At 73.2% G+C, this 21,297-nt stretch carries 15 protein-coding genes and 1 pseudogene; 5 read left to right on the top strand and 11 right to left on the bottom strand.

What is annotated here, in order from left to right; translation table 11 throughout:
• Window positions 1-263: 263 nt before the first annotated feature.
• The 8 genes from VKK44_RS11190 to VKK44_RS11155 all read right to left on the bottom strand — a co-directional run bounded on the left by VKK44_RS11190 (window position 264) and on the right by VKK44_RS11155 (window position 9,622).
• Window positions 264-1,184, bottom strand: coding sequence for an ROK family protein (locus VKK44_RS11190; protein WP_343446841.1), 921 nt, complete (start codon window positions 1,182-1,184; stop codon window positions 264-266).
• A complete protein-coding gene (locus tag VKK44_RS11185; RefSeq protein ID WP_343446840.1) occupies window positions 1,181-2,632 on the bottom strand; it encodes an argininosuccinate lyase in 1,452 nt (483 codons plus the stop codon). Before VKK44_RS11185 ends, VKK44_RS11190 begins: the two co-directional genes overlap by 4 nt.
• On the bottom strand, window positions 2,629-3,600 hold the full coding sequence (locus tag VKK44_RS11180; protein WP_343446839.1) for an amidohydrolase family protein: 972 nt from the start codon (window positions 3,598-3,600) through the stop codon (window positions 2,629-2,631). The genes VKK44_RS11185 and VKK44_RS11180 overlap by 4 nt, the downstream gene beginning before the upstream one ends.
• Entirely contained in the window at window positions 3,597-4,415 is an 819-nt protein-coding gene (locus tag VKK44_RS11175) for a creatininase family protein (protein WP_343446838.1), read from the bottom strand. The genes VKK44_RS11180 and VKK44_RS11175 overlap by 4 nt, the downstream gene beginning before the upstream one ends.
• The gene (locus VKK44_RS11170) at window positions 4,412-6,193 is read right to left on the bottom strand and encodes an ABC transporter permease (protein ID WP_343446837.1); all 1,782 of its coding nucleotides are present in this window, start codon (window positions 6,191-6,193) and stop codon (window positions 4,412-4,414) included. Before VKK44_RS11170 ends, VKK44_RS11175 begins: the two co-directional genes overlap by 4 nt.
• Window positions 6,190-7,263, bottom strand: coding sequence for an ABC transporter ATP-binding protein (locus VKK44_RS11165; RefSeq protein ID WP_343446836.1), 1,074 nt, complete (start codon window positions 7,261-7,263; stop codon window positions 6,190-6,192). Before VKK44_RS11165 ends, VKK44_RS11170 begins: the two co-directional genes overlap by 4 nt.
• A gap of 108 nt (window positions 7,264-7,371) precedes the next feature.
• Complete coding sequence (locus VKK44_RS11160; RefSeq protein WP_343446835.1) at window positions 7,372-8,421, bottom strand: extracellular solute-binding protein; 1,050 nt, start codon at window positions 8,419-8,421, stop codon at window positions 7,372-7,374.
• Window positions 8,422-8,458: 37 nt separating this feature from the next.
• Entirely contained in the window at window positions 8,459-9,622 is a 1,164-nt protein-coding gene (locus VKK44_RS11155; RefSeq protein ID WP_343446834.1) for an ROK family protein, read from the bottom strand.
• A 287-nt stretch (window positions 9,623-9,909) separates the two neighbouring features.
• On the opposite strand from VKK44_RS11155, the gene coaD reads away from it, so the two are divergent.
• From coaD to VKK44_RS11135, 4 genes are all read left to right on the top strand, one after another.
• Complete coding sequence (coaD, locus tag VKK44_RS11150; protein WP_343446833.1) at window positions 9,910-10,368, top strand: pantetheine-phosphate adenylyltransferase; 459 nt, start codon at window positions 9,910-9,912, stop codon at window positions 10,366-10,368.
• A 120-nt stretch (window positions 10,369-10,488) separates the two neighbouring features.
• On the top strand, window positions 10,489-11,379 hold the full coding sequence (locus tag VKK44_RS11145) for an SGNH/GDSL hydrolase family protein (RefSeq protein WP_343446832.1): 891 nt from the start codon (window positions 10,489-10,491) through the stop codon (window positions 11,377-11,379).
• A gap of 213 nt (window positions 11,380-11,592) precedes the next feature.
• Window positions 11,593-11,745 (top strand): hypothetical protein, encoded by a 153-nt coding sequence (locus tag VKK44_RS11140; protein ID WP_281942069.1) that lies wholly within the window; start codon window positions 11,593-11,595, stop codon window positions 11,743-11,745.
• On the top strand, window positions 11,745-12,710 hold the full coding sequence (locus VKK44_RS11135; RefSeq protein WP_343446831.1) for a golvesin C-terminal-like domain-containing protein: 966 nt from the start codon (window positions 11,745-11,747) through the stop codon (window positions 12,708-12,710). Before VKK44_RS11140 ends, VKK44_RS11135 begins: the two co-directional genes overlap by 1 nt.
• A gap of 84 nt (window positions 12,711-12,794) precedes the next feature.
• Here VKK44_RS11135 and VKK44_RS30990 read toward each other — a convergent pair whose 3' ends face one another.
• From VKK44_RS30990 to VKK44_RS11115, 3 genes and pseudogenes are all read right to left on the bottom strand, one after another.
• Window positions 12,795-16,973: a DUF7507 domain-containing protein gene (locus VKK44_RS30990; RefSeq protein ID WP_458351633.1), complete on the bottom strand. Its 4,179-nt coding sequence runs from the start codon at window positions 16,971-16,973 to the stop codon at window positions 12,795-12,797.
• A gap of 44 nt (window positions 16,974-17,017) precedes the next feature.
• Window positions 17,018-17,593, bottom strand: coding sequence for a GNAT family N-acetyltransferase (locus tag VKK44_RS11120; protein WP_343447742.1), 576 nt, complete (start codon window positions 17,591-17,593; stop codon window positions 17,018-17,020).
• 30 nt (window positions 17,594-17,623) lie between these two features.
• Window positions 17,624-19,690, bottom strand: a pseudogene (locus VKK44_RS11115) (penicillin acylase family protein); the annotation flags it as partial.
• A 97-nt stretch (window positions 19,691-19,787) separates the two neighbouring features.
• Here VKK44_RS11115 and VKK44_RS11110 point away from each other — a divergent pair.
• Entirely contained in the window at window positions 19,788-21,293 is a 1,506-nt protein-coding gene (locus VKK44_RS11110; protein WP_343446830.1) for a pyridoxal phosphate-dependent decarboxylase family protein, read from the top strand.
• Window positions 21,294-21,297 lie beyond the last annotated feature (4 nt).

The raw sequence follows: 21,297 nt of genomic DNA, 5'->3' as shown, positions 1-21,297 counted from the left end.
TGAGGTTCTTCCACCTGTCGTCCGTGGTTCCGGCGATCAACCACCCGCAGCGTAATGACGGCTGCAAATCCGCGATCACCGACGCTCGATCGGTCTTCACCACCGGTGCCGGGGCCGTTCCGGTGCGTGCCCGGCGGGGCGCACCGCCTGTTCGACGACCGCGCCCCACCAGGCCGAATCCGTTGCGGGGCAACAAATATCGTCTCCGGTGCCGGTCACCGGGGGCGTCGAAAAATGTGATGCAACCTACATCGTCGGCGCGGTCAGCGTGGGACCGGCACCGTGTCCCGGGCCAGCGCCAGCGCGCCGTACAACGCCGAGTCGTCGGCGAAACGGGAGCGCACCACGTCGGGCGGGTGCGGCAGCGCCTCGGTCAGCCGGTCGACAAGCATCCGCCGGATCACCGCGCTGCGCGTCACGCCGCCGACCAGCACGATCCGCTGCGGATCGAGCAGCAGGCAGCAGGTCACCAGCGTCCGGGCCGCCTCGTCGACCCGGGCGGCCAGCGCGTCGCGCGCCGCGCCCGGCGCCTCGGCGGCGGCGGCGAGGCCGGCGGCCCCGTCCGGCACACCGAGGTCGGCGGCGAGCCGGTCCAGCGCCCGGCCGGAGAAGTCCAACTCCAGCATCGTGCCCGGCCAGGGCGCGCCGGCCACCGCGTACCCGATCTCGCCGGCCGCGCCCCGATGGCCGGGCAGCACCGCGCCGCCGACCGTCACGGCCGCCGCGATGCCGGTGCCGATGCCCACCACCAGCCCGGGGTCGACACCGCGCAGCGCGCCCAGCCGCAGCTCGGCCAGGGCGGCGGCGTTCAGGTCGTTGTCCACCGCGACCCGGGGCACGTCCAGCGCGTCACGGACCGCGTCGGCCAGCCGCAGCCGCTCCCAGCCCGGCACGTTGGGCGCCAGGTCGATGCCGTCCGGACGGACCACGCCGGGCGACGCCACGCCCGCGGCGGCGAGCGGGCCACCGACCTCGCCGACCAGGTCACCGGCCAGCTTCAGTGCCCGGGACAGCGCCTGTGACGCGCCCTGCTCGGCGTGCGTGGGCACCCGGCGGTGGGCCAGCAGCCGGCCGTCCGCGTCGGACACCCCGACCGCCATCTTCGTGCCGCCGAAGTCGATGCCGAGCAGCAGTCCCGGACCGCGCGTGCCGGTGACGGACGGGTCGGGCAGCCGCACGGTCACCGGGCCCCCAGCTCGGCGGCCACGGCGTCCAGCATGTCGTCGGCCTGGCGCAGCAGCCCCCGCACGGCGCTCAACCGGTCGGCGACCGGGTCGAGCGCGGCCGAGAGCACGCCCACCTGGGCGCGGACCGCGCGGGCGCCCGGCCCGTCGGCCTGCGCCCGCTGGAGCACCAGCTCCGGGCGGACGGCGGCGGCGATCAGGTCGGCGACCGCCGCGTCGTCCAGCTCACCGGCGATCCCGTCCGCCGCGGCGCGGACGCCCTCGGGGGTCCAGGTGTCCGGCCCGCCGGCGCGCACCAGCCGGCCCACCACCGAGTGCGCGGCCCGGAACGGTACGCCGTGGCGGGTCAGCGCGTCCGCCGCCGCGGTGGTGGTCGCGCCGGAGGCGACGATCTCCTCCCGGCTCGGCGGGTTCAGCGGCGCGATCTCGGCGAGGAAGCCACCGGTCAGCGCGAAGAACCGCTCGGCCCGGTCGTTGCTCTCCCAGAGCCGCACCTGCACGTCGGTGGTGGCGTTGTTGGAGTCCTCCCACCAGGCGGCGCCCACGTTGTTGAGCACCGAGGCGGCGTCCGCCGCGGCCTGCCCGGCGTACGAGACGAGGTGCTCCAGCACCACCGGGTTGCGCTTCTGCGGCATGATGCTGCTGCCCTGGGTGAAGTCCCCCGGCGTGGTGACCCACTGCCAGCTCAGCCAGTCCATCAGCGTGCGGGCCAGCCGGGCGCCGGTGGCCAGCGCCCGCGCGTTCAGTGTGCCGACCCGGACCAGGTGGTCGGCGCCGGCCACCGCCTCGTACGAGTTGGTGACCAGGCCGGCGAAGCCGAGCAGCTCGGCCACCCGGGCCGGGTCGATGTCCAGGTCGGTGCCGGCGAACGCGCAGGAGCCCAGCGGCGAGACGTTGAGCTGGTCGATCACGTCGGCGTACGCGGCGGCCTGGCCGGTGAGCGCCTCGGCGTAGCCGGCCAGCGCGTGCCCGATGGTGGTGGGCTGGGCCGGCCGGCGGTGGGTGTAGCCGGTGATGACCACGTCGGCGTACCGGTCGGCCTGGGCCAGCGCGGTGCGGCCGGTGTCCAGCACCCGCTGGAGCACCTCGACGAGCTGGTCGCGCAGCAGCATCCGGAACACGCCGGCGTCCAGGTCGTTGCGGCTGCGGGCGAGCTGCACGTCCAGTTCGGAGGTGGGGATGCCGCACGCCGCCGCGAGCCGCTTCTCCAGCAGGTAGTAGGTGTCCTCGAAGCTGCCGTCGTACGCCGGCAGGGCGGTGGTGTCGGCGCGCAGCTCGGCCAGGCCGCGCAGCAGCCGGGCGCCCCGGTCGGCGGGGATCAGCCGCTGCTCGGTCAGCATCACCACGTGCGCCTGGCTGGCGCGCACCATGGCCGGGTAGAGGTGCCCGACGTGGTGGTCGTAGGTCGGGGCCAGGTGGTGGCGCTGGTAGGTGGTCAGCGTGCTCATCGGGTTTCCTTCCGGTTCGCGGTCAGGCCGAGCAGCCGCTCGGCGTTCCCGGCGAAGATCGCGCGCAGGTGGTCCTCGGGCAGGCCCAGCTCGTGGCAGACGCGGAGCTGGTCGTCGAGGTAGCGGGTGACGTAGCCGCGCGGGAACCAGGACGAGTCGCTGCCGTAGACGATGCGCTGCGGCCCGATCGTCTCGTAGCAGCGGCGGAACAGGTCCTCCAGCGTGAGCCGGTACGGCATCCAGCGCACCCACTGGTTCGAGCCGGACGTGTCGATGGAGATGTTGGGGCAGCCCCAGGCGGCGAAGAACAGCTCCTGCACGTGCTGGACGCCGAAGTGCGGCACCACCACGTTCAGCTCGGGGAACCGGCGGGCCATCCGGACCAGCTCGTCCGGGCCGCCGTACCGGCCGACGGACAGACCGCCGGCGCTGCCGTAGTGACCGATGTGGATCAGCACCGGCACGCCGAGACGCTGGGCGGTGGCCCAGAGCGGATCGAGGTCGGCGTGGTCGAGCGGGCCGCGTAGCAGCGGCGCGAACAGCTTCAGCCCGCGCAGCCCCCGCTCGGTGACCGCGCGCTCCAGCTCGGCCGCCGCGTCCGGACCGTACGGGTCGTGGTGGGCGAGGCCGAGCAGCAGGTCGGGGTGCCGGTCGACCACGTCGGCGAGCGCGTCGTTGCCGCCGCCGGTGACGAAGACCGCCCGGCGCACCCGCACCGCGCGCAGCTCCTCGGCCCACCGGTCCGCCTCGTCCTGCCAGCGCTCGGCCGGGGGTTCCGGGTCGGGGAAGCTCCAGGCCCGACGCCACTGCCGGGCGTACGGCGCGGACCCGGCGGCCCGCACCTCGCGTTCGTGCGTGCCGCCCGGGTGCATCCCGGCGGCGTCCTCGCAGGCGTGGATCGTCTCGTCGGCGCCGATGCGGAAGTGCAGGTGGAAGTCGACGACGTCCAGTCCCCGGTCGACGGTCACACGTCCTCCTGAGGTAGCGGGTCGGCGGTGGGCGGGGCCGGCATCGGGGCGGCCACCCAGGCGGCCACGATCTCGCGCAGCCGTGCGCCGGCCGTGGCGCGCACCGTCCGGCCGGCCTGCTCGGTGGCCCGCGAGACGTGCCCGGACCAGCCCTGCCACGGGTCGGGTCGCGACTCGACGAGCACGTACGGGTGGGTCACCGGCAGCTTGGGGCGCGGCGGCAGGTCGCCGGCGGCGTCCAGGCGTACCGTCTCCGGCGCGAAGCCGAGCACGCCGGACGTCTCGTACGCGCCGCCGTGCCCGCGGGCGACCACGTCGCCGTAGAGCGCGCCGGTCTCCGCCGGGGTGACCAGTTGGAACCAGTTGACCAGCAGCAGGCTGGCGGTGCGCCGCCCGGAGACCCACTCCATGGCGGCCCGCACGGTGGACATGTTGGCGTCGTGGCCGTTGACCACCAGCAGCCGGGGGAAGCCGGCCGCCACGATGCCCTCGATCACGTCGGCGAGGTAGCCGACCGCGATCTCCGGCCGGATCGCCACCGTGCCGGGCCAGGGGCGGGTCTGCCCGGGGCAGGCCGCGTACGCGACCGGCGGGAACAGCACGCCGCGTGGGCCGGGGCCGGGCGCGGCGCTCTCGGCGGCGAAGCCCTCGGCGAGGATGAGGTCGGCGCCGAGCGGCAGGTGCGGCCCGTGCCACTCGACGGCGCCGACCGGCAGCACCGCGAAGTCCGCCGCCGCGACGACGTCGGCCAGTTCGCCGCCGGGGATCTCGGCGGCGGGCAGCAGCCCGCCGCCGGCCGGCCACAGATCGGTCACGCCGTCCACTTCGTCGCCTCCCGGGCGGCCCGGCCGCCGTTCTGCAACCGGCCGGAGACCACCATCACCACAAAGATCAACACGACCTGGAGCATGCCGTACGCGGCGGCGGTGCCGACCTCGAACGAGTACATCCGGTTGTTGATCTCCACCGAGATCGGCGCGGTCTCCGACGTGTAGATGAGCACCGAGGCGACGAACTCGCCGACGCCGTTGACGAACGCGAGCAGCGCGCCGGCCAGCACGCCCGGCAGCATCAGCCGCAGGGTGACCGTGCCGAACGCCCGCGCCCAGGACGCGCCGAGGTTGCGGGCGGCCTCCTCCAGCGACGGGTCGAGCTGGGCCAGCGTGGCCGAGCTGGACCGGAACACCAGCGGCAGGAACCGCACGAAGTACGCCAGCGGCATGATCCAGAACGTGCCGATCAGCACCTGGCCGAAGCTGAACGCGTTGCCGGTGCTGAACGCCGAGATCAGGTTGATCGCCACCACCGTGCCGGGCAGCGCCCAGGCCAGCATGACCGCCACGTCGAGCAGGCCACGCCCGCGGAAGTCGAGCCGGCGCACCGCGTACGCGATGAGCACGCCGACCACGACGCAGCCGACGGTGGCCAGCAGGCTCATCTGGAGCGAGTTGACGATCGGCCGGTACGCGTCCGGGTCGGAGAAGATGGTGACGAAGTTCTGCATCGTGTAGCCGGACGGGATCACCTCGGTGGTCCACGTCCCGTCCTCGGAGAACGCCACCAGCGCGATGGTCGCCACCGGGGCGAGCAGCACCACCACGGCGAGCAGCGAGGCGGCCAGCGCCAGCCAGCGGGCGAACGGGTTGGTCAGCTCGCGGCGGTGGCTGGCCACGCCCTTGGACTGGGAGCGGTAGCTGCGCCGTCCCTCGTACCAGCGCATGCCGAGCAGGAACAGCACGGACACCACCGCGAGCACCGACGCGTAGGTCGAGGCCATCGGCAGGTCGCCGTTGGTGCGGTTGATGTAGATCTGCATGGTCATGGTCCGGTCCACCCCGAACAGCAGCGGAGCGGTGTACGACGCCAGCGAGGTCATGAAGACCAGCAGCGAGGCGGAGACCAGCGCCGGGGTGAGCATCGGCAGCAGCACGGTCCGCCACACCCGTACCCGACCGGCGCCCAGGTTGTAGGCGGCCTCCTCCACCGACGGGTCCATGCCCATCAGCGCGGCGGACGTGGCCAGGTAGAAGAACGGGTACATGGTGAACGTGTGCACCACCAGCACGCCGGCGATGCCGCTGAACGGCAGCACCGGGTTCTCGGTGCCGAAGAGCTGTTGCAGCGCCCGGGGCAGGATGCCGGTCTCGCTGTAGAGGAGCTGGAACGAGATCGCCCCGATCAGCGGCGGCAGCGCCGCCGGCACCAGGATGATCGCCTCGATGAGCCGGCGGCCGGGGAACGAGAACCGCTTCAGCAGGAACGCCATGGCCACGCCGACGACGCCGCACAGCAGCACGCTCGCGGCGGAGATCATCAGCGAGGTGAGCAGCGCGGAGCGGGCCACGCCGTCGCCGGTGAGGAAGCTGGCCCAGTTCTCCGGCCCGTCCACCCCGACGCTCTCGCCGAAGGTGGCGAGCATCGGCTGCACCACGTAACCGAAGAGGATCAGCACCAGCGGGAACACCAGCAGGTACGGGAACCAACGCGAGTTGGCGCCGACCAGCGGGCGGCGGGACCGCCGGCCCGGGGGCGTGGGGTCCTCGGTGATCGGCGGGACGGTGGCCGCGCTCGGGGTCGCGGGGATGGTGCTCATGCACCCACCACCCACATCCGCTCCGGCGGCAGACGCAGCCCGACCTGGTCGCCCACGGCCAGCCCGGCCGGGACGTCGATCGCGGCCACCTGCACCGGCTCGCCGGCCACGTCCACCAGCAGGTTGGTGGCCATGCCGGTGAACTCCAGCTCGGTGACCCGGCCGGGCAGCGCGCCCTCGTCGGTGGCCGAGCCGAGCGTGATGTGCTCGGGTCGCACGCTGACCAGCGCGGTGGCGCCCTCGCGGAGCCCGTGCTCGGCGGGCGCGGCGACCGGAACCTCCCAGCCGCCGGGCAGCGCCACCGTCACCCGCTCCGGGCCGGCGGTCACCACCGGCAGGCTGAGCACGTTGCTGCGGCCGATGAACCGGGCCACGAACGAGGTGGCCGGCCGGTGGTAGATCTCCTGCGGCGTGCCGACCTGCCGGACCCGGCCGGACTCCATCACCGCGATCCGGTCGGACATGGCCATCGCCTCGGCCTGGTCGTGGGTGACGTAGAGCGCGGTGGTGCCGCTGTCCTTCTGGATCCGGCGGATCTCGACCCGGGTCTCCTCGCGCAGCTTGGCGTCCAGGTTCGACAACGGTTCGTCGAGCAGCAGCGTACGCGGCCGGATCACCAGCGCCCGGGCCAGCGCGACGCGCTGCTGCTGGCCGCCGGAGAGCTGGTCGATGCGCCGGTCGCCGTACCCGGCCAGGTGGACCTGCCCGAGCGCCTCGTCGACGCGGCGCTTCGACTCGGCCCGGCCGACCTTGCGGATCTTCAGGCCGTACGCCACGTTCTGGGCGACGCTCAGGTGCGGGAAGAGCGCGTAGTTCTGGAACACCATGCCGGTGTCGCGCTTGTTCGGCGGCCGGTTGGTGACGTCCTCGGTGCCGAACCGGATCCGGCCCGAGCTGGGGAAGTAGAAGCCGGCGACCATGCGCAGGGTGGTGGTCTTGCCGCAGCCGCTCGGGCCGAGCAGGGTGAAGAACTCCCCCGCGCCGATGCGGAGGTCGACGTCGTCGACCGCCGCGGTGTCGCCGGCACGCGGGAAGCGCTTGCTCACCGACTCCAGCGTGACATCGATCATGATGTCTCTCCTTGCGTCCGGTAACCGGATCGGACCGGTGACGGGGTGGGTGGTGCGGAGGGCGACGGCGGGACGCCGGGTGCGCGCGGCATCCGGCGTCCCGGCCGGTCAGCCCTTGTTCTTGATCTGGCTGTTCCAGTGGTTGATCCACTCGGTCTCGTTCTTGCCGATCACGTCCCAGTTGACGTCCAGCGGCTTGAGGTTGAGCTGGGCCAGCCACTCCGGCTTCTCCGCGATGTCCACGGCCGGGATCTGGTAGTAGTCCTTGGCCAGCTCGGCGCGGAGCGAGTCGTCGAAGAGGAACTCCAGGAACTTCTGCGCGCCCGCGCTGTTGCCGCCCTTGACCTGGGCCAGGCCGTCGACCAGCACCGGGGCGCCGGAGGCCGGCATCACGTAGCCGAACGGCATGTTGGCCTGGTTGGCCTGGAGCAGGATGTCCTGGAGGTTCCAGGCGCTCAGCGTGCCCTGCTGGCGGGACAGCTTCAGGTAGAGGTCGGTGGGGTTGGCGGCGTACGCACCGGTGTTGGCGTCGAGCTTCTTCAGCCAGTCGTAGCCGGGCTGCGGGTTGCTGCCGTCCGGCGACTGACGCACGATCATTGAGGCGTAGATCGACCGCATGGTGCCGGACGCCGCCACGTCCCGGATGATGATCTTGTCCTTGAACTCCGGCTTCAGCAGGTCGTCCCAGTCCTTCGGGGCCTGCTCCGGGGTGAGCGCCTTGTTGTTGTACATGATGACCTCGGGCAGCAGGATCTCGCCGAACCACCGGCCCTGCGGGTCCTTGTACTTCTCGTCCATCTTGCCGGCGAACGACGGCTGCCAGCCGGTGAGCAGGTCCTCGGACGCGCCCGACGCGAGACCCTGCTGGGTGCCGCCCCACCAGACGTCGGCCTGCGGGTTGGCCTTCTCCGCCCGGACCCGCTCCAGGATCTCCTGGGCGCCCAGGTTGAGCACCTCGACCTTGCCCTTGTACTCGGGGTACTTGGCGGTGAACTTGTCGACGACGAAGGTGGTGACCTTCTTGTCGCGGGCCGTGTAGATCGTCAGCTTCTCGACCTCGCCGGAGCCGGAGCCGGAGTCACCGGAGCCGCCGCCGCAGGCGGTGCCGGCGGCGAGGACGGTGGCGAGCGCACCGGCGAGCAGGAGTCGACGTCTCATGGGGTACCTCCGAGGGGTGTTGTGGGGGGTGGAGCGGTCAGGGGGCGGGTAGCAGGGTGGACAGGCCGGACGCGGCGGCCGAGAGCGCGTAGCTGACCGCGCCGTGCAGCACCGCCTGGTCGCCGAGGACCGCGCGGCGGACCTCGGTCGGGCTGGGCGCGCCGGCGGACACCAGCGCCTGGAGCCGGTCCACGGCGGCGTCGTCGAGGTCGGCGGCGGCGCCGCTGAGCAGCACCCGGCCGGGGTCGATCACGCAGGCGCAGGAGACGATGAGCCGGGCCCAGGCGGTGAGCACCTCGGCCAGGTACGCGGCGGCCCGCTCGTCGGCGGCGGCCAGCTCCACCAGCGCCCGGACCGGCGCGGCCGGCCGGCGGCCCGGGGCCAGTGCCACCACCCGCTCGGCGATGGCACCGGCCGACCAGCGGGCCTCGAACGGGCCGATGCCGTCGTGGCCGCGGTCGGCCGGGTCGAGCGGCAGGAAGCCGACCTCGCCGGCCGCGCCGCCGGAGCCGCGGCGGACCTGCCCGTCCAGCACCAGCCCGGCGCCGATACCGTCGGCGACGTGCAGCAGGAGCAGGTCGGCGACGTCGGTACCGGCGCCGGCCGCGTGCTCACCGGCGGCCATCAGGTTCACGTCGTTGTCGACCACCACCGGCACGCCGAGCCGTCGCTGCACCGACTCCCCCACCGGGCGCGCCTCGACCAGCCCGACCGAGGGGGCGAGCCGCACCGCGCCGCCGGTGGAGACGCCGGGCGCGGCGATGGCCACGCCGCGCAGCGCGGGCAGCCCGTCGCCGGCCAGTTCCGGCACGGCGGTGCAGATCAGGTCGACGATGTCGCCGGTACGCCGCACCGTGCGGTGGGCGATCACCGCGCCGTCGCTGTCGGCGATCTCGCAGCTGATCCGGGCCGGTTCCAGCGCGACGGCGGCGACCAACTCGGCGCGGGGGTTGAATTCGAGGATGGCGCGGGGGCGACCGGCGCGGGAGGCGCCGGGGCCGCGCTCGATCAGGTATCCCTCGGCGATCAGGTCCCGGACCAGCGGGGTGAGCGTGGCGGGGCTCAGCCCGGTCAGCTCGGTCAGCTCGGCACGGGACAGCACCCGGGCCGAGCGGGCGGCGGAGATCACGCTGCTGCGCTTGATCTCCTTCGACCGCTCCCGGCTCACCGGGCTCGTCGGTGGGGTCACCACGTCTGTCACACTTCCTTCCTACGGCGAACGAAGTATTGCGTCAAGTAACGATCTGATCTCGCAGGCTCGGCACCCCGGCCTGCGAGCTGGACAAATGGCGGCAATGAGCGCGTCGGGGAAGGCCGGGGTCCGCCGATGCCACCACCTCGACACCCCCTGAACCGCCACCTTTAGTTCGCGTGACGAAGAAATGACTCCGCACCCGTCGTCCGAGCGCCCTGATGACCCTGCCATTGTGGACGGTCGTGCCTCCGGCCGGGGCGTCGACCAGCCGCCCCGACACCTACAGTCGGGCCATGCGCACCGACCCGGCCGGGACCCCCGAACCAGCGGCAGGGCCGGAGCGCGCGCCCCTCCGGGCCGCCTACCCCGGCACCTTCGACCCCCTCACGCCCGGGCACCTGGACGTGGTGGACCGGGCGCGCGGGCTCTTCGACGAGGTGGTCGTGCTCGTCGCGGTCAACGGCGACAAGCAGCCGGGCCGCGACGAGGAGCAGCGGGCCGCCGCCGTACGGGCCGCCCTGCCGGCCGGGTGGACCACGGTCACCGTGGCGACCTGGCGCGGATTGACCGCCGGCTACTGCCGCCACCACGGCGTGGGAGTGATCGTGCGCGGCGTGCGGAACAGCACCGACCTCCAGGCCGAACACCGGCTCGCCGCGATGAACGAGTCGCTGGGCATCCCCACGGTCTTCCTGCCGGCGCGGCCCGAGCTGGCCGCGATGTCGTCCACGGCGGTCCGGACAGCGGGATAGGCCCACGCGGCCCACACCCCCGACCACCCCTTAATGAGCACGTCACATATTGACGGACATCACCGGCATCGGCAGACTCCCGACCACCACCACCCCCGATCCCGCTCCCGGGAGGGCGCCATGAACCGTCCCCATCTGCCGCTGAGGCGTACGGCCGCACGACTGGCCGCGCTCGCCGCGGCCACCGCCGGCGTGCTGCTCGCCGTCACCGCGCCCGCCAACGCCGCCGTGCCCGCCGGGCGCTACGTGGCGCTCGGCGACTCGTACACCGCCGGACCGCTGATCCCCACCCAGGTCGACCTGAACTGCCTGCGGTCCAACCGCAACTACCCGACGCTGGTCGCCGCGTCCGCCGGGTCGTCGTCGTTCGCGGACGTGAGCTGCTCCGGCGCCACCACCGACGACATCCTGTACGGCGGCGACGGCCAGCTCGGCATCAACGTGCCGCCGCAGCTCAACGCCGTCACCTCGACCACGGCGCTGGTGACGGTGCAGATCGGGGGCAACGACATCGGGTTCTCGGGGATCATCAGCGACTGCGCGGAGGCGAGCGTCAGCAGCCCGCTCGGCTCGCCGTGCAAGGACCGGTTCACCGCCGGCGGCACCGACCAGCTCCGGGCCCGGATCGCGGCCACCGTGCCGAAGGTGACAGCGGTGCTGCGCTCGGTGCGGCAGGCCGCGCCGAACGCCCGGGTCGTGGTGCTCGGCTACCCGGCGATCCTGCCGGACAGCGGGTACGGCTGCTGGCCGGTGGTGCCGATCGCCTACCAGGACGTGCCGTACCTGCGCGGTGTCGAGAAGGCGCTGAACACCATGCTGGCCGACACCGCGGCGGCCAACGGCGCGAGCTACGCCGACGTCTACACGCCGTCGATCGGCAAGGACGCGTGCAAGAGCAGTGGCACCCGCTGGGTCGAGGGTCTGGTGCCGCAGAACTCGGCCGCGCCGTTCCACCCGAACGCCCGGGGCGAGCAGGGCATGGCCACCGCGCTGCTGGCCCACCTGAACTGAGCCGATCCACCCGGGCGAGCCGGTCCCGCCGAGCGGCGGGACCGGCTCGTTGCCGTTCGACCGCAGGTCACCGAGGCTCCGTGGATGGCAATTCCTTTCAGCCAAAAGACTGGGGTTGAAGGGTATCGACAGAACGGCCGGCGTCGGGATAGCGTGCCCGCACTCACATCCGTCGATCGATTGGATGCCGAGCACCGTCGCCGAAGGAGCGCCATGCCCACGTCCCGATCCGTCCGTCTGCGGCGCCGAGGTCTGCTCGGCATCCCGGCCCTGGTGGCCGCCGCGCTGACCGTGGTCGCCCGTCCCGGCGCGGCCGTCGCCGCACCGAAGGCGGAGTGCCTGGCCGATCTGCTCCAGGAGCGGTGATGGCCACCATTCCCTGGCTGGTGGACGTGCTGCGGGCCGCCGGCGTGCAGGTCGTCGTGGAGGGTGACTGGCTCAACCGGGCCCGCCCCGGCTCGTTCGACCCGATCGGCGTGCTCTGGCACCACACCGCGGCCACCTCCAGCGCCACCAACCCGCACCCGGCGCTCAACATCTGCATCAACGGTCGCCCCGACCTGGCCGGCCCGCTCTGCCAGGCGCTCGTCGACTACCACGGCGTGTTCCACGTGATCTCCGCCGGCCGGTGCAACCACGCCGGCGTCAGCGGCGGCAGCGGGCCGATCCCGGCCGGCGACGGCAACACGTTGATGATCGGCTGGGAGATCGACTACAACGGTGTGGACCAGCGGATGACCACCGCGCAGTACACCGCCAGCATCGCCGCCACCGCCGCCGTGCTCACCCGGCTCGGCAGAGACTCCAGCTATGCCCGTGGGCACCGGGAGACCAGCACCACCGGCAAGATCGACCCGTCCTTCATCGACCTGAACACGATGCGGGCCGACGTCGCGGCGAAGATGTCCGGCGGTGGCGGCGGCTGGTCCTCGGTCGTGGACAACGCGACCGCCGGCCGGTTCTCCGCCAGCGGCAACTGGGGCGTCTCGTCGTTCTCCGGGCAGCGCTACGGCGCCGACTACCGCTACGCCGACCCGGTCGCCGCGAGTGACGCCGCCTGGTACAGGTTCAACATCCCGCGCACCGGCAACTACCGGGTCGAGGCGTGGTGGCCGGCGAACTCGGGCTACAACGCCTCGACGCCGTACGTCGTGGCCACCACCACCGGCAACCGGACCGTCTACGTCGACCAGCGGGCGACCGGCGGGCAGTGGCGCAACCTCGGCACGTTCACGCTGGCGGCCGGCGACGCCGACCGGGTGGCGGTCAGCCGGTGGAGCTCCGCCGCCGGCCTGGTCATCGCCGACGCGGTCCGGCTCACCGAGGTCTGACCGCGCCACCGGCCGGCCTGCGCCCAACGCCGTGGTGGCGGTGCCGGGCACGCCCGGCACCGCCACCCATCGGGAACGGGTCGATCAGGCCGCGCCGTGCCACGGTGCGGCCCGACGACGCCGACTCCACACCGTCAGCGTGATGCCGGTCAGCAGCACCAGCCCGCCGACGACGGAGAGCGGCAGCAGGAACGAGCTACCGGTGATCGGCAGCTTGCCGTGGTGCCACGGCCACGGGCCGGGCTTGGGGTGCGGGCCGGGGCCCGGCTTGATCTTCACCTGGACGCAGAACGTGTCCTCCGGTGAGACGGGCGCCGGGCCGGACGGCGGCGTTCCGGTCGCGGTCGCGGTGTCGGTGATGCAGCGCTCCCCGGCGTCCGCCCGGGAGACGGTGTAGGTCGCCGTACAGGTGATCGTCTCCCCCGGCGCCAGGGTGACCTCACCGTTGGGCGTCCCGTCCGGCCCGCAGGTGATCGGCCCGAGGTTCGCCGGGTCGGCCGGCGGCGCCAGCGTGTCCGTCACGGTCACCCCGGTCAGGGTCACCGAGCCGGTGTTGGTGACCTGGAATCGGTACTCCACCTGCTGGCCGACCTTGTGCACCTCGGTCGGGTCGGCGGACTTCGTGACCGTGATCGCCGCGCCTCTGGTGACGGTCACCGTGGCCGAGGCCGGATCGGACCGGACCGGGGCGGGCGGCTCCTGGCCGGGGACGGTGGGTGGCGTGCCGACGGCGACCGCCGTGTTCGTGACCTCTCCGGCCCTGAGGTCGGCCTCGGTGACCGCGTAGGTCGCGGTGCAGGTGGTGCTCTGCCCCGGCACGAGCGTGGAGTCGGCGCAGGTGGTCGCCGAGGGCCGACCGCTGCCGGAGAAGGCCGTCTCGTCGATGGTGACGTGGGACAGCGTGGTGTTGCCGGTGTCGGTGACCACGTAGCGGTAGGTGACCACCTCACCCGGACGGGACACCGTCTCCGGCGTCACGCTCTTGGTGAGCGCGATCCCCGGGTGCAGGATCGGGATGTCGTTCGTCGACGGCCCGGAGACCGGCGGCGGGCCGGTGGGCGGGGTGCCGGTCGCGGTCGCGGTGTCGAGCAGCGACGCCTGGGCGAAGTCCTCCACCGAGACGGTGTACGTGGCCCGGCACTCGACGGATTCACCCGGCGCCAGCGTGACGGTGCCGTTCGGCACGTTGTCCGGGCCGCACGTGATCACGGTCTGGTTCTCGCGATCGGCCGGTGGCAGCAGGGTGTCGTTCACCGTGACCCTGGTCAGCGTGAAGCCACCGGTGTTGACCACCCGGTAGGTGTAGGTGACCTGCTGGCCGGGTTCGGTGATCGCCACCGTGGGGGACGACTTGACGACGTCGATGCCGGACTCCGGGTCACCGACCGGGACCGTGAGCGTGGCCGGGTCGGAGTCGATCGGCGTGGCGCTGCCGGCCGGGGTGCCGTGCGCGGTCGCGGTGTCGCTGAGCGAGCCGTGGTCGATATCGGCCTGCGACACCGTGTACGTGGCCGCGCACGTGGTCGACGCGCCCGGCGCGAGCGTGGTGTCCGCGCAGGTGATCGGGCCCAGGTTCGCGTTCGACGACGGCGGCGTCTGCACGTCTGTCACGTTCACGTTGGACAGCGTGAGCCCGCCGGTGTTGACCACCACGAAGCGGTACGGCACCTGCTGTCCGGGCGCGGTGACCACCGTCGTGGTGGACGTCTTCTCCACGCTGGTCGAGGGGGTCACCGCGGCGGCCGGGATGGTCAGGGTCGACGGGTCCGAGTCGATAGGGGTCTCACCGCCGACCGGGGTGCCGTGCGCGGTCGCGGTGTCGCTGAGCGAGCCGTGGTCGAGATCGGCCTGCGACACCGTGTACGTGGCCGTGCACGTGGTCGACGTGCCCGGCGCCAGGGTCGTCACCGGGCAGGTGATCGGGCCCAGGTCCGCGTTCGACGACGGCGGCGTCTGCACGTCCGTCACGTTCACGTCCGACAGCGTGACGCCACCGGTGTTGGTCACCGCGAACCGGTACGGCACCTGCTGGCCGGCGACCGTGACGGTCGTCGTGGTGGAGGACTTCACCACCGTGATCGCCGGGGCCTCCGGCGTCGCCGCGATCGTCAGGGTCGACGGGTCCGAGTCGACAGGCGTGGCGCTGCCGGCCGGCGTACCGTGCGCGGTCGCGGTGTCCGACACCGAACCGAGGTCGAGATCGGCCTGCGACACCGTGTACGTGGCCGCGCACGTGGTCGACGCGCCCGGCGCGAGCGTGGTGTCCGCGCAGGTGATCGGGCCCAGGTTCGCGTTCGACGACGGCGGCGTCTGCACGTCCGTCACGTTCACGTTCGACAGCGTCAACGCGCCGGTGTTCGTCACCGCGAACCGGTACGGCACCTGCTGGCCGGCGGCCGTGATGGTCGTCGTGGTGGAGGACTTCACCACCGTGATCGACGGATCCACCGGCGCCACGTCGATCGTCAGGGTCGACGGGTCCGAGTCGATCGGCGTCGTGGTTCCCGACGGCGTGCCGTGCGCGGTCGCCGTGTTCGACACCGACCCGTGGTCGAGATCGGCCTGTGACACCGTGTACGTGGCCGTGCAGATCATCGACACACCGGGCGCGAGGGTGCTCGTCGGGCAGGTGGTCGGCCCGAGGTTCGCGTTCGACGACGGCGGCGTCTGCACGTCCGTCACGTTCACGTTCGACAGGGTCAGGCCGCCGGTGTTCGTCACCACGAACCGGTACGGCACCTGCTGGCCGAGGGCCGTGATCGTCGTGGTGGTGGAGGACTTCTGCACCGCGATCGACGGGGTGAGGACCTCGGCCGGGATGGTGAGGCCGCTGGGGTCGGAGACCACCGGCGTGCCGCCGCCGGCCGGGGTGCCCCGCACGGTGGCCGAGTCGGAGACGCCGCCGTGGTCCAGGTCGGCCTGGGTGACCGTGTACGTCGCCGTGCAGGTGGTGGACGCGCCCGGGTCGAGCGCGGTCACCGGGCAGGTGATCGGGCCCAGGTCGGCGTTCGACGACGGCGGCGTCTGCGTGTCGGTGACGGTGATGCCGGTCAGTGCGACGCCGCCGGTGTTGACCACCCGGAACGAGTACGGCACCTGCTGCCCGACGGAGCCGATCAGCGCGGTGGTCGACGACTTGACCACGGCGATGCTGGCCGGCGTGCCGCCGTTGCAGGTGAGCGTGGTGCTGAACGGGAAGTAGTGGATCTCACCGCCCTCGTGGTCGAGGGTTCGGGTGATCACGCTGCCCTCGGTGTTGCTGGCCGACAGGTCGGTGAAGTCGGCGTTGGGGGCGTAGATGCTGCCCTCGACCGTGCGCGCCCCGGCGGTGAGCGTGAGCCGGGTCGCGGTCGGGAAGTTGATCAGGACGTACTGGGCCTGCTGGCCGCCGATGCCGGAGAAGTTGGGCGCGGTCCAGTCGAACGTGTTGCCGACGCCGGTGGTGTCCACGTTGATCAGCAGCGGTGTGGTCGCGGTGGGCTGGTCGCGGAAGGTGAGCGTGTCGATGTTGTTCAGGTCGGCGGCGCCGATGTTCAACACGTTGGTGACGCCGCTGGTCAGGTTGATCACCGCGTTGCTGCCCGGCGGGATCGGCCGGGGCAGCACCTGGCCGTTGGGATTCGTGAGCACCACGCTGTTCTCGCAGCCGGCCAGCCCGGTCGAGGTGGAGCGGAACGACGCGAACGCGTCGGTGAAGTTGACCGGCGAGGTGGGGCCGACGTTGGCGGGCGCCTGCCGGACGGTCAACTCCACCCGGGGGAAGGCGTCGTAGTTGTTCGTCGGCAGGATCCGGGTGTTGACCGCGGCGCCGTTGTTGTCGGTGTCCCGGACGAACGTGCCGGTGAGGTTCCCGACCTTGGCGTACCCCTGGGACAGCACCTGGAGCCGGGTGCCGGGCACACTGGCGGCGAAGTCGACCCGGCCGCCCACGACGAGCGCGGTCGGGCGGCTGTCGCCGGGCACGACGAACGAGCCGGCGGTGTTGTTCGCGAGCTGGTAGTTGCCGAAGGCGAGGTCGCCGCCGACGGCCATGGTGCCGTCGTTCTCGTTGGTGACCACCCGGGAGTTGCCCTCGGTCATCACCCCGAAGCTCTGTGCCGGCGCGACCGGGTTGACCGGCCCGACGGCCCGCACCGCCTGCTGCGGCGGCGGTTGGCCCGGGGCGGCCGACGCGGCCGTCACCGGGAACGGCGCGGTGAGCGCCGCGACGGCCACGACCGCGGCGGCTCTCCACCACGTACCGCTGAACCTCTTGATCATCATTCCCCCGCTTGTCCGATTTGGGGGGATATTAACTATCTGAATGCCTACCGAACGCGGCTATCGGAAATGTGAGCGCCGGACTCGAACCGCTCCCGCGTGAGGAACGCCAACTGGGCGCGCTTCTCCGGCATGTCGATCTCGTCGGCGAACGCGAAGCCCTCCGTCCGCAGTCGACGCAGCGCGGCCTCGTTACGCACGTCCGGCTCGACCACCACCCGCCGGGCGGCCGGGTCGCGCAGCAGGAACCGGATCAGCGCCGGGACGACGGCCGAGGTGAGGCCGCGCGCGTAGCGCCGGGGCGGGTTGAGCAGCAGGTGCATGCCCACGTCGCCGGGCCGGACCGGGTAGCGCTCCCCCACCGGGTCCGCCTCCGGCCGGTAGGTCTGGAACAGCCCGACCGGCTCGCCGTCCAGCATGATCAGGTACGCGTGGTGGGTGTCCAGCCCGTCCAGGAAGGCGTAGACCGCGCGCACCTCGTCGCACGTGTGCGCGCCCATGCCCCAGAACCGGTTGCGGGGCAGCGTGACCCAGCCGTGCAGCAGCTCGGCGTGCCGGTCGGGCCGCACGGGCGCCAACGCCAGCTCACCGAGGTCGGGGGCGTGCTCCAGGGGAATCGTCATGGTGTCGTCCTTCGGAAGAGGGCCGGCGGGCACCGGGATCAGCGTCCCGGCGGCCCAGTGCGGGAACTGGTCGGTGAAATGCGGGTCGCCGGGTCGCCCGGACGCGCCGAACGGGACGATCCAGCGGCTGGCCGCCCGGTCGGTCAGGTCCCAGACGTAGCGGGCGACCGGCCCCCGCCAGCAGGCGGCGGAGAGGCCGGGAACACTGGAGGTGGCCAGCACGCAGTCGGTGTCCCCGCCGAGCGCCGCCCGCTCCCGCATCGCCGCGACGGCGGCCGAGGTCTCGGCGGCCACGCCCAGGTGCAGCGGGTGCGGCAGATGCCGGCGGCCCCACGGCTCCGGCGGCGGCCCGGCGGCCACCTCGACCAGCGCGTCGACCCCGAGCGACACCACGTCGACGCCGGGCCCGTCGACGAGGTGGTCCAGGGCCAGGCCGATCCGGGTCGCCGGGTCGGTCCAGGGGGTGAACAACTCGTCGTACCCGGACGGCTCGTGCAACGCCCGCAGCGACGGGTGGGCGACCAGCCGGCGGGCGAACGCGGCGCGCCAGGCCGCGTACGCCCCGGCGTCGGGCGAGTCGGCCGCCATCTCGCGGTTCCAGGCCAGCAGCCGGTCGCACAGCGCGCGGGCCGGCGCGCCGAGCCCGACGGCGTCGAGCCGGCGCAGCAGCCGGTACGTCGGTGTCGCCGGGAGGCGGGCGTCGGTGTGCACGGTGGACGCCTCGACGCCGTCGGCGAGCAGGGCACGGATCCGCCGGGCGCGGTGCGGCGGCGCGAAGTCGACACCGTGCGCGGCGACGTCCGGGCGACGGTCGTTGGCGCAGACCGCGACGCCGTCGCCCGCGCGACCGTCACCGTCGCCGTCTGACGCCCCGGCCGCGCGACCGGCACCGCCGGCCGCCACCGTCTCGTCCACCATCGGCAGGTAGTCGCCGCGCCAGTGGTGGCGCGGCTCCCAGCCGGGCACCGGCTCGCGGCGGCAGCGGTCGTCGCGTACCGGGACCAGGCCGGCGACCAGGCGACGGACCGTGCCGCCGGTGTCGGCGGCGAGCACGCTGTTGACCGGCTCGACCCAGGCGCGCAGCGCGTCCGCGACGTCGCCGGTGTGGCGGGCGCGCAGCAGCGGCAGCAGCGCCTCGACGCCGAGCCGGGCCTCGACGCGGCTCGGTGTGCGCAGGCTGAGTGCCTCGCCGGTGACCCGGTCGTGGTCGACGACGGGACCGCGCGGCGTCTCGACGATCTCGACGCGTTCGACGGGCCCGCCGCGTACCTCGATCTCCTCGACGTGCCGCGCGACCGGCACCCAGCCGGAGGCGTCGCGAGCCAGCAGCCGGTCGCCGTCGCGGCGGAGCTGTTCGCGGTAGAGGTCCTGGTAGTCGGCCATCGCGTTGGTGACGGCCCAGGCGACTCCGCCGGTGTGACCGAAGTGCGGCAACCCGGGTACGCCGGGGAAGGCGAGCCCGACGGCGTCGAACTCCGGGCAGGCGAGCCGGATCTGCTGGTAGACGCCGGGCAGTTCGAGCAGCCGGTGCGGGTCGCCGGCGATCAGCGGGCCGCGTCCGGTGGCCGGGTCGGCGGGCAGCGCCCAGGCGTTGCTGCCGGCGGACGCCGGCCCCTCCACCGCGAACCGGCCGACCGCCTCCGGGCCGAGCGTGCGGGCGACGTGCGCGTGCCAGAGCTTGTTCGGGAACGTGGAGAACAGCGCGTGCTGGACCAGGAACACGCCGAGCGGCGTCCACGGATGCCACGGCTCCGGCGCGCTGCCGGTGGCGGTGAACTCGGGCGCGGCGGCGGCGCCCTCGTCGAGCCCGTCGTTGACGCCGTCGACGTACGCCGCGAGCCATCGGCGGGTGGCCGGGTCGAGCCGTTCGTGGCAGCGGCGGGCGGTGTCGTCCAGGCGCGCGCGCCGGGCGAACCGGTCCCAGGGCAGCTCCGCGGCGCCGACGTGGGCGGCGAGCCGGCCCTCGGCCCGCCACCGTTCGACGCTGAGCTGCCAGGCCCTGTCGTACGCGGTGACGCGTCCCTGGAGCCGCGCGAGCGCGTCCACGTCGTCGGCCCACAACTGCGGTACGCCCCACCGGTCGCGTTCGACACGCATCCGACCACCCCTCCTTGATAGTTAGGTGAGCCTAACCTAATCTGACTGCCGCGTGGCCGTCGCCGCGCCCCTGTCCGCACGACCACCGGGAAGTCGCATGAGTTCGACCGTCGGCGCAGCGCGCGCCCACCTGTTCCACGACGGCACCGTCGAGCGGTACCGGGACGTGCTGGCCCGCGGCGTCGACCGGGTCGCCCGCCGGGTCGCCGAAGTGGACCGGCCGGGCACCGGCGTCCGGCCGGAGGCGCTGGCGTCACTGGTCGGCGGCATCGACCTGGACCGGCCGCTGGGCGACACCGACGCCGCCCTGGACGAACTGCACGACGTGTGGCTGCGTGACGCGGTCTGGTTCCACCACCCGCGCTACCTCGCGCACCTGAACTGCCCGGTGGTCATCCCGGCGCTGCTCGGCGAGGCGGTGCTCAGCGCCGTCAACTCCTCGTTGGACACCTGGGACCAGAGCGCCGGCGCGACGCTGATGGAACGCCGCCTGATCGACTGGACGGCCGGACGGATCGGCCTCGGCGCCACCGCCGACGGCGTGTTCACCAGCGGCGGCACCCAGTCCAATCTCCAGGCGATGCTGCTGGCCCGGGAGGAGGCGTACCGGCGGGAGGTGGGCTCGGTCGCCCCCCGGCCGGCCCGGCCGGAGGTGCTGGCCCGGCTGCGCATCATCACCTCGGCGGCCGGTCACTTCAGCGTGCAGAAGGCCGCCAAGCTGCTCGGCCTCGCCGCCGACGCGGTGCTCACCGTGCCCACCGACGCCGGCCGCCGGATGCGCACCGACGAACTGGCCCGCACCATCGACCGCTGCCGGCGCGACGGGCAGGTGGTGATGGCGGTCGTCGCCACCGCCGGCACCACCGACTTCGGCACCATCGACCCGCTGCCGGAGATCGCCGACATCTGCACCGCCGCCGGCGTCTGGCTGCACGTGGACGCCGCGTACGGCTGCGGGTTGCTGGTCTCCCCCACCCGCCGGCACCTGCTCGACGGCATCGAGCGGGCCGCCTCGGTGACCGTCGACTACCACAAGTCGTTCTTCCAGCCGGTCAGCTCCAGCGCGCTGCTGGTGCGCGACGGCCGGACGCTGCGGCACGCCACCTGGCACGCCGACTACCTCAACCCGGCCCGCGCGGCCGAGCAGGGCATCCCGAACCAGGTCGACAAGAGCCTTCAGACCACCCGGCGCTTCGACGCGGGCAAGCTGTGGCTGACGCTGCGCATCATGGGGCCGGACGCGATCGGCGCGCTGTTCGACCGCGTCGTCGACCTGGCCGCCGACGCCTGGCGGCACCTCGACGCCGATCCCCGCTTCGAGGTGGCGGCCCCCGCCCAGTTGAGCACCGTGGTCTTCCGGTACGTGCCGCCCGGCGCGCCGCCGCACCTGGTGGACGAGGCGAACCTGCACGCCCGCGAGGCGCTCGCCGCCTCCGGCGCGGCGCTGGTCGCCGGCACGAAGGTCGACGGGGCGCACTGGCTGAAGCTGACGCTGCTCAACCCGGAAACCACCGTGGACGACGTGGTCGCGGTGCGCGACCTGATCGCCGAGCACGCCGCCTGGTACGCCCGCACCGCGGCCACGCTGTCCCCGGTCGGCTGAGGAG

Origin of the sequence: Micromonospora sp. DSM 45708, assembly GCF_039566955.1 — a bacterium.
Classification (GTDB): Bacteria; Actinomycetota; Actinomycetes; order Mycobacteriales; family Micromonosporaceae; genus Micromonospora.
The sequence above is the reverse complement of the archived record's forward strand: the minus strand, read 5'-3'. Positions and strand labels throughout refer to the sequence as shown.

What these genes read in the sequence shown, in the direction of transcription:
- VKK44_RS11170 (WP_343446837.1), bottom strand. Translation starts at nt 6,193, where the DNA reads ATGAGCACCATCCCCGCGACCCCGAGCGCGGCCACCGTCCCGCCGATC.
- VKK44_RS11120 (WP_343447742.1), bottom strand. Translation starts at nt 17,593, where the DNA reads ATGACGATTCCCCTGGAGCACGCCCCCGACCTCGGTGAGCTGGCGTTG.
- VKK44_RS30990 (WP_458351633.1), bottom strand. Translation starts at nt 16,973, where the DNA reads ATGATGATCAAGAGGTTCAGCGGTACGTGGTGGAGAGCCGCCGCGGTC.
- VKK44_RS11160 (WP_343446835.1), bottom strand. Translation starts at nt 8,421, where the DNA reads ATGAGACGTCGACTCCTGCTCGCCGGTGCGCTCGCCACCGTCCTCGCC.
- VKK44_RS11145 (WP_343446832.1), top strand. Translation starts at nt 10,489, where the DNA reads ATGAACCGTCCCCATCTGCCGCTGAGGCGTACGGCCGCACGACTGGCC.
- VKK44_RS11110 (WP_343446830.1), top strand. Translation starts at nt 19,788, where the DNA reads ATGAGTTCGACCGTCGGCGCAGCGCGCGCCCACCTGTTCCACGACGGC.
- VKK44_RS11135 (WP_343446831.1), top strand. Translation starts at nt 11,745, where the DNA reads ATGGCCACCATTCCCTGGCTGGTGGACGTGCTGCGGGCCGCCGGCGTG.
- VKK44_RS11165 (WP_343446836.1), bottom strand. Translation starts at nt 7,263, where the DNA reads ATGATCGATGTCACGCTGGAGTCGGTGAGCAAGCGCTTCCCGCGTGCC.
- coaD (WP_343446833.1), top strand. Translation starts at nt 9,910, where the DNA reads ATGCGCACCGACCCGGCCGGGACCCCCGAACCAGCGGCAGGGCCGGAG.
- VKK44_RS11140 (WP_281942069.1), top strand. Translation starts at nt 11,593, where the DNA reads ATGCCCACGTCCCGATCCGTCCGTCTGCGGCGCCGAGGTCTGCTCGGC.
- VKK44_RS11185 (WP_343446840.1), bottom strand. Translation starts at nt 2,632, where the DNA reads ATGAGCACGCTGACCACCTACCAGCGCCACCACCTGGCCCCGACCTAC.